Genomic DNA, 12,716 nt, shown 5'->3' with positions numbered 1-12,716 from the left:
TGACGGACGCATCAATAATGTAAGCTTGGAAATCCAAGCTTACATTATTTTTTGCTTTCCCTTTTCTAATAAAAAGAGTATACTAGATTAGAACGTATGTTCTTAATAATTACATACAGTAAGGAGATAGAACAATGGTATACGACACAAAAGCAATTTCTTGGAATGAATCTTTAAAACAACTTCAACGCCGCTATACAAACAAACAAGTTGACCGAAAAGAATTTGAGGATATTGAACTGATGGAATTCTTCCGCGATAACGACTACATTTCTTTACCTACACACATAAGCGGCCTATCAAAAACACGTTTTACTTCTTACTCTATTTTCACAACTGAAGATAAAGATCGTAAAGTTGGCACATTAATCATTGAATATGTAGAAGATGATAATAATAATTTACATGTGGAACAACTATACTTTGTTTAAATGATAACGCTTGGTCAAAATGACCAAGCGTTCTTGCTTTCTATGAATCTCACTGTATATAATATGAATAAAAGAAAACCGCTATCATTAAGGGGGGATATGCTTGCTCGAAGGATGGTTCAGTTGGTTCATTGTATTATGGACGGTTATTTTATTAGGGCTTATGTCTATCGGTGGATACTTTATGTTCAGAAAATTTTTAAAACGTTTACCAAAAGAAGACGGCATGTCCATTTTGGATTGGGAAGAACACTACATAAATAAAACGAGACATTTATGGGCTGACGAACAAAAACAATTGTTAGAAGAGCTTGTAAGTCCTGTTCCAGAACTATTTCGCGATGTTGCAAAATCAAAGATTGCTGGAAAAATCGGGGAACTTGCATTACAAGAAAATGCCTCTCAAATTACACAAGACTTACTTATTAAAGGATATATCATTGCCACACCAAAGCGTGATCATAAATTTTTAATTAAAAAACTACAAGAAAAAAAGATTGATTATTCTAACTATCGATCTTTACTCGCAAAGTAACTTCATATTATTTTCGATAAAAAAGACAGCGCCTTTGACGCTGTCTTTTTATTTGGTACATATACAGTTTTTAAGTTAGCTTCATATCTTTTTCATTATAAAAACCATCTTCTTTTTCCATTTCCTTCTGTAATTTCGTAAAGGAACGATACATTGCAATTCTCCATGACACAATCATCGCGAACGCAAGTAAAAAGAACATGCCACTAAGTTGTCCTAAATCAAGAGATTGGCTTAAGTATGTTTTAAATACAATCCGCACTACAAGTAATCCAATTAATATAAAAACAAAGGCTTTTGAACGCTTCAAATAAATCTCTTGTCCTCTAATTTCAAATTTAGATGTTTTAATAAGAAAAATAGAGAAAAACAAACCGACGCCAATTGCTTCTAACATTTCCGCTGGAGTTAATCGAAATTCAGGAAAAACATACATCAATGCTCCCGTGCTCATAAAAAATGGCGGAAGTATAATTTTTTTCAATGTTGCAGGTTTCTTAGCTGCTTTTAAACGAATAAACATCGCACCGACAGCCATACAAACAGCAACGATACTTGATAAAAGAACTATGTTCATATTTTCTCATCCTTTTTTGTGGCTATATGCAAAATATACTTTCATTATATGCTTTTCCGTTAGTATTTCCAACATTTTCGCAGAATAATACTAAAAACCGGTAAAACCACCAAATAAACTTGAGAAATATACGATAATTTTCGTCATCCAGTTAAAGTATAGGAAGACCCCCATAACAATCATAATATATCCTCCGACTTTCATGAAGGCCATACTATTTCTTTTAATCCAAGACATTTTCGTAATAAAGAATGACAGTACGAAAAACGGGATAGCAAATCCAAGTATGTAAGCAATCATGTAAATCATTGCTGATTCTGGGTTTGTTGCTGCTAATCCAATTACAGACACTAGAATTGGTCCGGTACATGGCGTCCACCCTGCTGCAAAGGCTAATCCAATTAGTACTGATCCAAAATAGCCACTTGGACGATTTTTAAATGTAAATTTACGGTCTTGCATTAAAAATTTCGGCTTAAACACCCCAACAATAATTAAGCCGAACACGATGATAAATATACCACCTAACTGTCTGATTAAATCTTTATAGTCAGTAAAGATTCCTCCAATAAAACTTGTACCAAATCCAATTGCAATAAATATAATTGAAAATCCAAGTAAGAAAAACGCTGTATGTATCATACTTCTTTTGCGAAGCATTGCATTTTCTTCTTTCAATTCAGAAACCGACATACCTGTTATGTACGATAAAAATGCCGGATAAAGCGGTAAGCAACATGGGGAAATAAATGATAAGAACCCGGCGCCAAACGCTAAAAAAATACTAATATCTTGCATCATTCCACTCCTCTCCCTAAATATTGTAACAAAAACACATAAAAATACTATGAACAATTCGTGAAATCACTTTTACAACGTGGCAATAAGAAAAACCGTACTTCCTCACAGTTTCTAATAAAACGTTTTCATTTCCTTCTATTATATAGAAAAAACTCAAATGGATTATGAAACTCCTTTAATTGTCACTACCATAACAAAGGTAACATAGTTTCTCAAATAATTAGCACGTTACTAGTACGTCCATATACATATTGGTTTAAAAAATATTTTTTTCAAATGCTAGCTCTATACAATGCAAAGTTGATTTTATAATACTTCTACTATTAATAATTTCAAGATTATGCATAAATATCATACTTTTATTATTATTCTATAAAATGTCATACTTTTCTTTCATTTGACCCTTTATTTCTAATTTTGTATACTTCCCTCTAGTTATATATTTTCGATACGGAACAACTTCATATAGATGGGAGGAATTTTTCATGCTTCGTTATTCTCTTTTAGTTTTATTAGGAGCGTGTAGTTATGGAATTTTAGCTATTTTTGTTAAGCTTGCATATGCAGAAGGATTTTCACTTGGAGAGGTAATTGGCAGCCAATATTTGTTCGGTTGGATTATTTTGCTTGCTATTACACTTCTATTTTCTAGACATCGCGTTCCTTTAAAGCAAGCATTACTTTTATTCGTTGCAGGAACATCTGCAAGTTTTACCGGGATTTTTTATTATGCTTCATTAAAAACTGTACCAGCTTCTATTGCAATTATTCTTTTATTCCAATTCGTTTGGGTCGGAATTATCATTGAAGCAGTCGCAACAAAAACATTACCTTCAAGAGAAAAAGTTATTTCTGTTATTTTCTTACTTGTAGGGACATTTTTATCAAGTGGTTTACTTGAACAATCAGCAGGTGCTTTCGATACGACTGGGATCATTTTAGGTTTATTATCTGCAGTTACATTCGCAACATACATTTTCGTGAGCGGAAAAGTTGCTGTTGAAGTACCTTCATTACCGCGCGGTGTTCTCTTAATGACCGGTGCTTTAACTTTAGTCATGATTGTATTCCCACCAACATTTATTTTTAATGGTGCCATTTCTCAAGGTCTTTGGAAATACGGTTTAGGATTAGGAACATTTAGTATCGTAATTCCATCTATTGCCTTTACAATCGGTATTCCAAAAATCGGTTCTGGCTTAGCAACTATTCTTGGTGCAGCGGAACTACCAGTTACAACAATTATGTCAGTATTCGTTTTAAAAGAGGCTGTACTATCTTCACAATGGTTCGGTGTATCACTTATTTTAATCGGGATTGCAATCCCGCAAATTGCATACGCAATGCGTGGACGTTATCGTAAACATCATACGCATAAAAAAGTCGCAGCATAAAGTGAAACTTTAATTAGTTGAACCAATCGGACTGCCCATTAATACGGGATAAACGAGAGAGGATTTTCATTTGAGAATCCTCTCTTTTATTGTTGTATACTTATGATAAATATTTTGCTGAAGAAAGAAGGCATACTACATGGTATCTATTTCAAATCAACTAAAAGAAAAACTTATTTCCATCCGTCGACATTTACATGAGTATCCAGAACTATCATATGAAGAGTTCGAAACAACAAAAGCAATAAAAAATTGGTTAGAAGAAAAAAACATTACTATCATTGACTCCAATTTAGAAACAGGAATTATCGCTGAAGTGTCTGGTAATAAAAACGGACCAATTGTAGCAGTTCGTGCTGATATTGATGCCCTTCCTATTCAAGAAGAAACACATTTGTCCTATGCATCTAAAGTACGAGGGAAAATGCATGCTTGTGGACACGATTTTCATACAGCTGCCATTTTAGGTACTGCTTTCTTATTAAAAGAAAGAGAATCTTCCCTAAATGGAACGGTTCGCTTCATATTCCAACCAGCTGAAGAAAGTAGTAATGGCGCTTGCAAAGTTATTGATGCTGGACATTTACGTAATGTGCAAGCGATTTTCGGCATGCATAATAAACCTGATTTACCAGTAGGTACAATTGGCATTAAAGATGGTCCACTGATGGCTGGAGTTGATCGATTTGAAATTGAAATTCACGGAGTTGGTACACACGCGGCTGTACCAGATGCTGGCGTAGATCCTATTGTCGCATCCTCTCAAATTGTGATGGCACTGCAAACAATTGTAAGCCGAAATATAAGTTCATCTCATAATGCGGTTGTTAGTGTTACAAATATTCACGCAGGAAATACGTGGAACGTGATTCCTGAAAAAGCTACGTTAGAAGGAACGATTCGCACGTTCCAAGCTGAAACACGTGAAAAGATTCCAGCACTCATGGAGCGTATTATTAAAGGTGTATCTGATGCATTAGGTGTAAAAACGAAATTCCGTTTTTATTCAGGTCCTCCTGCTGTTCACAACGATAAAGCTCTTACAGACTTATCTATTCAAGTTGCCACAAAGATGAATCTTAATATCATCTCGCCTAGTCTATCAATGGCTGGAGAAGATTTCTCATTTTACCAACAGGAAATACCAGGTTCATTCGTCTTTATGGGAACGAGCGGTACACATGAATGGCATCATCCTGCTTTTACAATTAATGAAGAGGCACTGCCTATAAGTGCAGAATACTTTGCTTTACTAGCCGAAAGAGCACTTAAACAATTCTCATAAAAAAAGCCGTTCAAAGTGCATCTCAGCACCCTGAACGGCTTTTCTTATTAAGTTAAATCACGTTTTAAAAACACAGTATATGAAATACATAAAAATACGAACAAATAAAGTAGCAACATACATGATGCAAACGGGAATGTTACTCCATCAATAAAACTTCCGTTCTTTGAAATACTATATAAATCTGTGTTTGCTGGCAATAAATATTTCGCCCAGTTATATCTAGTGGCTGCTAATAACGCAATATTGCCTGATAAAGCAAGGAATAGTGAAATACCAATTGCACCTCCACTAGATCTCGTTAACACAGAAATCATAAATGCAAACGATGCGTACACAACCGTTGGTAACCACGATAAAACATAATATTTACTTGCTTCTACAAAAATGTTTTGTTTTATTATATTTCCATCTTGGAAAATAAACTCACTCCATGCAGGCTGTTGGAATTTATAAATAACAAGTCCACATAAAGCGGAGAAGATCATATTAAATATAAATAATAAAGCTGCAAATATAACGATTGCTAAAAATTTTGCTGTTAAAATTTTAAAGCGACTCGCTGGTCGTATCGTTAAAAATTTATATGTTCCCCAGCTATATTCATTCGCAAAAATTGTACTTGCATACACGAGGATAAATGGGAGCAAAATTGGAAATACGATAAAACCTGTATCTCTCATGAAAGAAAGTGGAGAACTGCTTGCCGGTGCTGTATCCGTATCTAAATGCTTCATCTTAAGCTGGTATTCTTTTACAAGCTCATCCCCTGATTTTTCTGCTAAAATAGCTTCTTTTTTCATGCCAAGCTTTTTCTCAATTTCTACAGTTCGTTCTGTATAATCTACTTTCCATCCTTTTGTTTCCGGTTCAAAATACTTTACCGTAACCCATCCTAATCCGATTATTAATACTGCAATAACTGCAAATGGAATAATCGTTCGCTTCCGCTTAAATATTTTATACAGTTCGTTATATACTAAATTAAACAATATCTTTTCCCCCTGTTAATTCTAAAAATTGCTCTTCTAACGTTTTTCTTTCTTCATATACACGATACACTTGAATATTTTTCTCAAGCAATGTACGAATAACATTTGGGATTTCTTCATCTTTTACATTAATAAGTAATTCATTATCTTTTACTAAAACATCATGCCCTAATATTTCTGCTGCTTTATTCGCATCATCTACACGTATACGGATCGTCTCCATCTCTTCGCTTTGGCTATGCTGAATATTTTGCGTAGCCACATATTCCCCGTGCTGAATAATGATAACTCTGTCACACATTAATTCAACTTCTGAAAGTAAGTGACTTGATACAAGTACAGCTTTTCCTTGTTCATGTGCAATTTTTTTTATGTACATTCTCATTTCATGTATTCCACTAGGGTCTAATCCATTTGTCGGTTCATCTAGTATCAACACGTCTGGATCGTGAATAAGTGCCTGAGCGATTCCTAAACGTTGTCTCATGCCGAGTGAATACGCTTTTACTTTGCGATCAATTACTTGTCCCATCCCTAACAATTTCACTACTTCATCGATACGTTCTTCGGTCACATTACCATTCATTCGTCCGAAATATGTTAAATTTTCATAGCCGCTCAAAAAAGGATAAAATTCAGGTGTCTCAATTACCGCTCCAATTTTCGCAGCTGTTTTTTCGAATTGCTGTTTCACAGATTGACCATCAATCCATACTTCACCTTCTGTCATACGAATCATACCAACCATCATTCTCATTAAAGTCGTTTTTCCAGCACCGTTTGGTCCGAGTAAACCGACAACCTCGCCTTTTTTCACTTCAAAACTAATATTTTGTACAAGTGTCTTTGATCCAATTCGCTTCGTTAACCGATCGACTTTTACAATTGATTGTTCATTTGTCATTCTATACAACCTTTCCTTCCCATTCTTTGTCAGGTCTTTTCACTGTAACATGATTATTTTTATGTGTAAAATGGAAAAAGGCATGATTTCTCATGCCTTTTTCTTGAAATGCAACGAATTTTTATCTTGTAAACTTTGAACAAATCGAAAACATTGCACCATCGATAATAGAAGGATAACAATCATAATTATACTCACTACTACTATTGCATATATTGTAATCGGTGCACTATTTATCCCTTGTATTCCTGCTATTCTTATAAAGATAATCGTAAATAATTTTAAAAATAACATCCCATTAACTAATCCAAAAACAAACGCTGCTCCATAAAGGAATAATTGCTCCTGACATAATAAACATAGTACATCATTTCTCTTCCTATTCTCTGCTACATAAGATTTAACTTCTTCTTTCCTCACTTGCAGAAGAGAATAAGTCATTCTATATGTAATAAACGTACATATGAAAATGACTACGATAAACAACGTGTAAAAACACATTTGAAATAAAAGCGTAGTCCCTAATTCCCCAGCAACTACTTCATTAAATTGTAGCGATATCATAAAAAACAAAATCATAGTACTCATAGCAATCCACATAAATTGTTTTATCCTTTTGGTAGCAAATGTTCTAATATTTTTTCTCGCTAACCGACATAAAGACATAAAATTCTTCCCCTACCTTATTACATACGCATTCTATACTACTAGTGTATAAAAATATGACATTTTAAACATCGCACTACAATCGGAATTTCTTCTAAGTCTTTAGTCCTAGAAAACGAAATGATAAAAAATCACATTTAGAATATAATTGTAAAAAGGAGGAGATTGTATGCGTATAAAATTACTATCAATCTTGTGTTTATTATTACTCCCAAGTTGTAGCCAAATAAAAAACAATGAAGTTGCCATTGTTGAGCCATACAAATTAACAAAAGAGCAAGCTTCTATTTTACAAATGACTCCTTTTCAAGAAGGAAATAGCATGTTTTATAACGTTACGCTTAAACATGATAAAGATGAAATAAATGCTACAATTGATTATTATAACAATGGTAAAAAAACAAAAGAAATTGCTAATATAGCTACCTCACATTTTTCAAAAAAGAAAGTAAAGCTTTCTTTTTTACCACCACATTTCCAATTCGATAAAGATATACAAGAAAAAAGGCAGTGGTATATGAATATTGAAGGTGATTCAACGCTTGTTCATGAAGAAGCACCAACAAGCGTAAATAGCTCCGCAACTACTACAATCCAATCTATAAAAAATTTAAAATACAATCAAAAAACAATTTTAGCTGCTGTAATCCAAACAAGTAAAGAAACTGTAAGCGTCCCTACAATTGACGAAGACAAAGGTATTGATTTACTCTTAAAAGAAAATGAACACGTTTATCTATTTAGTATCGAGCTAAAAAAAGAACAATAAAGCGGAAATGCAACTTAAGTTGCATTTCCGCTTTATTGTTTAACAAGGTGTACTTTTATAAATCTGAATTAACTCCATTTTCTGTTACTACTATTACTCATCTTCTACTTCTATTCTTTTCTTCTCTCTTGCAATTTTTAAAAACTCTAGTAGCTCTGGATTACTATTCATTTTTTTGTAAGCCACTGACATTTCTGCCACAAAATTAGAATCATATAATTCTTTATATACAACTTCTGTTTTATATAACTTATTTGCCGATACGGGTATTACTGTAATTCCAATCCCTGCTGCTACAAGCCCCATAACTGTTTGATACTCTGTTGCTTCTTGTACAATACGTGGACTAAATCCAACTTCTCTGCAAAGAGATAAAATTGTATCATACAAAGCTGGCCATACTGGTCTCGTAATAAATACAAACGGCTCATCTCGTAAATCTTCTATATGTATTTCATCTTTCTCTGCAAGTGGATGTGCCTTTGGTAAACATAAGGTGCAAGATAACCTTTGAATTGGCTCTAATTCTAATAATTGTGTTGGAATTGGTGGACGTAAAAAGCCAATATCAATACGGTTATCATGAAGTGCATGAACTTGATCTGGTGTTGACAATTCATGTAATGCAACAGACACTCTCGGAAATTTCTTTCTATATTCCCTAACAATTGATGGTAAAATATCATATATCGCCGCACCTACAAAACCAATTGAAAGTGATCCTACTTCTCCCCTTTGCGCACTTTGTGCAACTTCTACTGCTTTTTCAATTTGTTCAAACGCTTTTTTTACTTCTTTTAAAAACATTTCTCCTGCTTCTGTTAGTTCAACCTTTCTTTTCGTTCTTGAAAATAATGTAACTCCCATTTCTTTTTCTAATTGCTGTATTTGTTGACTAAGTGGTGGTTGTGTCATTTGTAAACGAGCAGCTGCCCGTCCAAAGTGTAACTCTTCTGCCACAACAACAAAATATTGCAAATGCCGTAATTCCATTTTTGGACACCCTTTTCACTTTCGATTAATATGTCTAATATATTAATAACATATAATTTATATATTAGACAAATATTTTGAATGAACGTATAGTAGAAATTGTTAATTCTTTTTTACAATTTTTATGTAAAAAAAGAAAGAGGTGGTTACTGTATGAAATGGTGGAAGTTAAGCGGACAAATTTTATTACTATTTTGTTTCGCTTGGACAGGTGAATGGATTGCAAAACAGGCACACCTCCCAGTTCCAGGAAGTATAATCGGTATTTTTTTATTATTAATTTCATTAAAATTTAACCTAGTTAAAAAAGAATGGATACAGGACGGAGCAGATTTTTTATTAAAAGAACTTATTTTATTTTTCATCCCTTCTGCAGTCGCTGTCATACGTTACAGAGATACACTAACACAATATGGAATCGATCTCATTTTAATTATTATGATTAGCACTCTTTGCGTTACCTTAGTTACAGGACTTTTAACAGAATTGCTACTAAAGCGGAAAGGATCAACGCAATGATCGGATTTCTTTGTTTACTATTAACACTATTCACATATTGGATATCAAAAAAAATGTATCAACGTTGGAATTGGAGTCTACTTTCTCCTCTTCTCGTCTGTCCCATTATTTTAATTGCTTTATTGCTCGGATTAGATACACCTTATGAAACATATGAATCTGGTGGTCACTGGTTAACTGAATTATTAAAGCCCGCAACAGTTGCTTTTGCATGGCCAATCTATAAATATTTTGATTTATTAAAGAAACATGGAATGGCTATCTTACTTAATGTCATTGTCGGTTCGTTTTTATCAGTCATTACTTCAGCACTACTAGCAAATTATTTTCAAATTGATTCATCACTAGAACATAGTTTAGCGCCACATATCGTAACAACACCAATCGCAATGGCTATTTCAGAAATGATTGGTGGTATGTCACAATTAACTGCTGTATTTGTCGTTTTAACTGCCTTAACAGGAGCATTGCTCGGTCCTTCTCTCATACGTATTTGCCGTATTAAAACAGCAATCGCAAAAGGTATTATGTTAGGAACGAGCGCAAATGGAACCGGTACATCAAAAGCATTCGAAATCGGTCCTGTGGAAGGAACAATTGCAAGTTTATCCATGCTTTTAACAGCAGGCGCTAGTTTAGTTATCGTTCCGCTTTTCTTGTCTTGGATACATTAAAGAAGCAAGTATTTACATACTTGCTTCTTTATCTATATATTGGCACAGCAATTCATAATCCTCTGGAAAAGCTAAACACAATTGTTCAACTTCATGTATCCCTTTCCAAGCAATTTCATGTATTAACTCATCAGGATCTTGGATTTTCATATTACCGCCTATTTGTTTAACAAAATAATAATGGACATACACTGGAACACCGTATGTAATACCCTCTTTTTCATATATTTTATTTACCACTTCCACATTGTAACCTGTTTCTTCCCAAACTTCCCTGATACAACATTCTTCTAGTGTCTCTCCCTTTTCAAGTCCTCCACTTGGGACAGACCATCTTTTTTCTTCTCCCTCTTTGCCCTGCAGTACCATTAAAACTTCATTTCTTTCATTTACACATACCGCTGCACTACCTATCCATCTCTCCATAAACATCCCTCCCCTACTAAAATTCGTCCTCTTTATTATTTTCCCCTTGAAAAAAAGAGGAAAATAATAAAACAATGACGAAAAATTACATCAACTTCATAGACAATCCTTTTTAGAAATTAAAACTGGAAGGATGAAAATATGATTTCTAATTATGTTGTGGAATGTGTCTTTTGTGAAGAAAATCGAAAGGCTCGCCAAGCTATTGTCACAGTTCCCGCGACTACTCAGCTACTAGCCATTGAAAAAGTGCGTGCGGAATGCAAACGTCGCTTCGGAAAAACTGTATTATTACAAACAGAAATTAAAGAAAAAATTGTTTTTGAACAAAAAGAAAGCCGACCATAAATTGGTCAGCTTTCTTATCCGATCATATTTTCACATGAAGATTAGGGGCATCCTCTTTAAGGATCGGGATTTTCCCATTATGTACGTTCCATAATGGTCATCGAACAATATATTTCTATGCAATTAACTATTGAATAGAATAGGGCAAAACTTGTTCGCATTTTTAGAAAAGGGATAGGGATATAATTCAAGTAGTACTTCGAATACTCGAACTTTACACTCATAATATTAAAACAAATCCTTTTATATGGGAAATATGAATTACCTACATAATTCATTCGTAAAATATATTAATAGTTTGCTATATTAATTTTATCCCGCTATTTGTAAGCAGTAACCCCCTACTTATTATAATTTCACCTTATTCCATCAATAGCATACATCCAGCTAAAACCGGTGTCATAATCATCGAAAACCTCAAAAGCATTCGCGGTGCATAATTTGTAAACTTCGCGCCAATATATGCCCCTAACATGGTCCCAATTAATACTTGCAATAACAATATATAATCTAAATATCCTTCCGAACTATATCCTAGACCGCCTCCAATTGCAATCGGTAATATAACAAGCATTGTTGTCCCTACAGATTGCTGAATCGTTAATCCCAATAGAACCATTAATCCAAGCTGAATAAACGGTGCAGAACCAATCCCAAATGAACCAGCCATCATTCCAGTAACTAATCCAAGGCATATACATTTCAACAAGTAGTTCATGGAAAACTCTTTATGCTTATATAAAGATGACTGTTCTTTGTTTTGGAACATGATTAATTTAATAAACATAAAAATCGCCGATAAAAATAACATCCCAGCTGTAAACCAATGAAGAAGATGTGCTGGTATAAGTGAACCAAATTTAGAACCAATATAAGAGCCAATTGCGCCAAATCCCCCAACAATCCCGCCTATAATAAGTGCTACATTACCTTCACGGTAATGACTGACAACACCTGATAATGTCGTAAACGCCATTGCAGTTAAAGATGTTGCAAGAGCAACATGAATAGGAATATGAAATACTAAAGTGAGTATCGCGATAATAAACCCAGCTCCTCCAGCTCCAACAAATCCTAATAAAATACCCATTACTAACATTGTTATAATAATTGCCACAGACTTTCCCTCCAGTAACACAATTATCCATCATATTTATCCTTACATACAAATAAAAAGCATCCTAGATGGATGCTTTTTATTTCAATGATATGTACTTAATCTTGATTAATCAAAATAACCGCTGGACCAGCTACTACTACTCCAGCTACTTCTATTTTTTCAAATTCCTTTACTGTAATAGATATAACTCCTTCTCTTTCCATCAATTCTTTACTCAGGACATCAGTCGGGATTGCTTTCACCGTCTTACCTCCTTTTCATTTATACAATATGATAAAGTGA

Annotated in this window: 18 protein-coding genes; 8 read left to right on the top strand and 10 right to left on the bottom strand. The window is 33.9% G+C overall.

Going from position 1 to position 12,716, the window contains the following annotated elements; genetic code table 11:
* Window positions 1–134 precede the first annotated feature (134 nt).
* Window positions 135–431 carry a hypothetical protein gene (locus tag MKY38_RS04030; protein ID WP_000262401.1) on the top strand — a complete coding sequence of 99 codons (297 nt, stop codon included), beginning with the start codon at window positions 135–137 and terminating at the stop codon, window positions 429–431.
* A gap of 103 nt (window positions 432–534) precedes the next feature.
* The gene (locus MKY38_RS04025) at window positions 535–966 is read left to right on the top strand and encodes a DUF2621 domain-containing protein (RefSeq protein WP_000889377.1); all 432 of its coding nucleotides are present in this window, start codon (window positions 535–537) and stop codon (window positions 964–966) included.
* A 70-nt stretch (window positions 967–1,036) separates the two neighbouring features.
* On the opposite strand, the gene MKY38_RS04020 is transcribed toward MKY38_RS04025, so the two are convergent.
* The 3 genes from MKY38_RS04020 to MKY38_RS04010 form a co-directional block, all read right to left on the bottom strand.
* Window positions 1,037–1,543, bottom strand: coding sequence for a CcdC family protein (locus tag MKY38_RS04020; RefSeq protein WP_001028439.1), 507 nt, complete (start codon window positions 1,541–1,543; stop codon window positions 1,037–1,039).
* 90 nt (window positions 1,544–1,633) lie between these two features.
* Complete coding sequence (gene ccdA / locus MKY38_RS04015; RefSeq protein ID WP_001152676.1) at window positions 1,634–2,341, bottom strand: cytochrome c-type biogenesis protein CcdA; 708 nt, start codon at window positions 2,339–2,341, stop codon at window positions 1,634–1,636.
* Window positions 2,342–2,357: 16 nt separating this feature from the next.
* Window positions 2,358–2,507: a peptidase T gene (locus MKY38_RS04010; protein ID WP_071732505.1), complete on the bottom strand. Its 150-nt coding sequence runs from the start codon at window positions 2,505–2,507 to the stop codon at window positions 2,358–2,360.
* A gap of 322 nt (window positions 2,508–2,829) precedes the next feature.
* On the opposite strand from MKY38_RS04010, the gene MKY38_RS04005 reads away from it, so the two are divergent.
* Together MKY38_RS04005 and MKY38_RS04000 are read left to right on the top strand one after the other, a co-directional pair.
* Complete coding sequence (locus MKY38_RS04005) at window positions 2,830–3,738, top strand: EamA family transporter (protein WP_000947043.1); 909 nt, start codon at window positions 2,830–2,832, stop codon at window positions 3,736–3,738.
* Between the two features lie 139 nt (window positions 3,739–3,877).
* Complete coding sequence (locus MKY38_RS04000) at window positions 3,878–5,023, top strand: M20 peptidase aminoacylase family protein (RefSeq protein WP_086412323.1); 1,146 nt, start codon at window positions 3,878–3,880, stop codon at window positions 5,021–5,023.
* Between the two features lie 47 nt (window positions 5,024–5,070).
* Here MKY38_RS04000 and MKY38_RS03995 read toward each other — a convergent pair whose 3' ends face one another.
* The 3 genes from MKY38_RS03995 to MKY38_RS03985 form a co-directional block, all read right to left on the bottom strand.
* Window positions 5,071–6,015 (bottom strand): ABC transporter permease, encoded by a 945-nt coding sequence (locus tag MKY38_RS03995; RefSeq protein WP_000482759.1) that lies wholly within the window; start codon window positions 6,013–6,015, stop codon window positions 5,071–5,073.
* Window positions 6,008–6,919, bottom strand: a complete 912-nt coding sequence (locus tag MKY38_RS03990) for an ABC transporter ATP-binding protein (protein WP_000180622.1) — start codon at window positions 6,917–6,919, stop codon at window positions 6,008–6,010. The genes MKY38_RS03995 and MKY38_RS03990 overlap by 8 nt, the downstream gene beginning before the upstream one ends.
* Window positions 6,920–7,009: 90 nt before the next feature.
* Entirely contained in the window at window positions 7,010–7,585 is a 576-nt protein-coding gene (locus MKY38_RS03985; protein WP_341048132.1) for an ABC transporter permease, read from the bottom strand.
* Window positions 7,586–7,754: 169 nt separating this feature from the next.
* Here MKY38_RS03985 and MKY38_RS03980 point away from each other — a divergent pair, with 169 nt between their 5' ends.
* Complete coding sequence (locus MKY38_RS03980) at window positions 7,755–8,354, top strand: hypothetical protein (protein ID WP_001220599.1); 600 nt, start codon at window positions 7,755–7,757, stop codon at window positions 8,352–8,354.
* A 93-nt stretch (window positions 8,355–8,447) separates the two neighbouring features.
* Here the strand turns inward: MKY38_RS03980 and alsR are convergent, their stop codons facing one another.
* A complete protein-coding gene (gene alsR, locus MKY38_RS03975) occupies window positions 8,448–9,347 on the bottom strand; it encodes an acetoin biosynthesis transcriptional regulator AlsR (RefSeq protein WP_000423234.1) in 900 nt (299 codons plus the stop codon).
* 153 nt (window positions 9,348–9,500) lie between these two features.
* Between alsR and MKY38_RS03970 the strand changes: the two genes are divergently transcribed.
* Together MKY38_RS03970 and MKY38_RS03965 are read left to right on the top strand one after the other, a co-directional pair.
* Window positions 9,501–9,866 carry a CidA/LrgA family holin-like protein gene (locus MKY38_RS03970; protein WP_000872365.1) on the top strand — a complete coding sequence of 122 codons (366 nt, stop codon included), beginning with the start codon at window positions 9,501–9,503 and terminating at the stop codon, window positions 9,864–9,866.
* Window positions 9,863–10,540 carry an LrgB family protein gene (locus MKY38_RS03965; RefSeq protein ID WP_000578954.1) on the top strand — a complete coding sequence of 226 codons (678 nt, stop codon included), beginning with the start codon at window positions 9,863–9,865 and terminating at the stop codon, window positions 10,538–10,540. The genes MKY38_RS03970 and MKY38_RS03965 overlap by 4 nt, the downstream gene beginning before the upstream one ends.
* Before the next feature lie 12 nt (window positions 10,541–10,552).
* On the opposite strand, the gene MKY38_RS03960 is transcribed toward MKY38_RS03965, so the two are convergent.
* Window positions 10,553–10,966 carry an NUDIX hydrolase gene (locus tag MKY38_RS03960; RefSeq protein ID WP_000442982.1) on the bottom strand — a complete coding sequence of 138 codons (414 nt, stop codon included), beginning with the start codon at window positions 10,964–10,966 and terminating at the stop codon, window positions 10,553–10,555.
* A 141-nt stretch (window positions 10,967–11,107) separates the two neighbouring features.
* On the opposite strand from MKY38_RS03960, the gene MKY38_RS03955 reads away from it, so the two are divergent.
* Window positions 11,108–11,314 carry a DUF3903 domain-containing protein gene (locus MKY38_RS03955; protein ID WP_000625222.1) on the top strand — a complete coding sequence of 69 codons (207 nt, stop codon included), beginning with the start codon at window positions 11,108–11,110 and terminating at the stop codon, window positions 11,312–11,314.
* Between the two features lie 361 nt (window positions 11,315–11,675).
* On the opposite strand, the gene MKY38_RS03950 is transcribed toward MKY38_RS03955, so the two are convergent.
* Together MKY38_RS03950 and MKY38_RS03945 are read right to left on the bottom strand one after the other, a co-directional pair.
* Window positions 11,676–12,431: a sulfite exporter TauE/SafE family protein gene (locus MKY38_RS03950; RefSeq protein ID WP_000974659.1), complete on the bottom strand. Its 756-nt coding sequence runs from the start codon at window positions 12,429–12,431 to the stop codon at window positions 11,676–11,678.
* Window positions 12,432–12,529: 98 nt separating this feature from the next.
* Complete coding sequence (locus MKY38_RS03945; protein WP_000644411.1) at window positions 12,530–12,676, bottom strand: BC1881 family protein; 147 nt, start codon at window positions 12,674–12,676, stop codon at window positions 12,530–12,532.
* Window positions 12,677–12,716 lie beyond the last annotated feature (40 nt).

It is taken from the genome of Bacillus sp. FSL R5-0585, from assembly GCF_038004545.1.
In the GTDB taxonomy this organism is placed as follows: Bacteria; Bacillota; Bacilli; order Bacillales; family Bacillaceae_G; genus Bacillus_A; species Bacillus_A cereus.
The sequence above is the reverse complement of the archived record's forward strand: the minus strand, read 5'-3'. Positions and strand labels throughout refer to the sequence as shown.

Coding starts and splice junctions, on each gene's coding strand:
- MKY38_RS03985 (WP_341048132.1), bottom strand. CDS start 7,585: ATGTCTTTATGTCGGTTAGCGAGAAAAAATATTAGAACATTTGCTACC.
- MKY38_RS04000 (WP_086412323.1), top strand. CDS start 3,878: ATGGTATCTATTTCAAATCAACTAAAAGAAAAACTTATTTCCATCCGT.
- MKY38_RS03990 (WP_000180622.1), bottom strand. CDS start 6,919: ATGACAAATGAACAATCAATTGTAAAAGTCGATCGGTTAACGAAGCGA.
- MKY38_RS03960 (WP_000442982.1), bottom strand. CDS start 10,966: ATGGAGAGATGGATAGGTAGTGCAGCGGTATGTGTAAATGAAAGAAAT.
- alsR (WP_000423234.1), bottom strand. CDS start 9,347: ATGGAATTACGGCATTTGCAATATTTTGTTGTTGTGGCAGAAGAGTTA.
- MKY38_RS03955 (WP_000625222.1), top strand. CDS start 11,108: ATGATTTCTAATTATGTTGTGGAATGTGTCTTTTGTGAAGAAAATCGA.
- MKY38_RS04005 (WP_000947043.1), top strand. CDS start 2,830: ATGCTTCGTTATTCTCTTTTAGTTTTATTAGGAGCGTGTAGTTATGGA.
- MKY38_RS03970 (WP_000872365.1), top strand. CDS start 9,501: ATGAAATGGTGGAAGTTAAGCGGACAAATTTTATTACTATTTTGTTTC.
- MKY38_RS03965 (WP_000578954.1), top strand. CDS start 9,863: ATGATCGGATTTCTTTGTTTACTATTAACACTATTCACATATTGGATA.
- MKY38_RS04030 (WP_000262401.1), top strand. CDS start 135: ATGGTATACGACACAAAAGCAATTTCTTGGAATGAATCTTTAAAACAA.
- MKY38_RS03980 (WP_001220599.1), top strand. CDS start 7,755: ATGCGTATAAAATTACTATCAATCTTGTGTTTATTATTACTCCCAAGT.
- MKY38_RS04020 (WP_001028439.1), bottom strand. CDS start 1,543: ATGAACATAGTTCTTTTATCAAGTATCGTTGCTGTTTGTATGGCTGTC.
- ccdA (WP_001152676.1), bottom strand. CDS start 2,341: ATGCAAGATATTAGTATTTTTTTAGCGTTTGGCGCCGGGTTCTTATCA.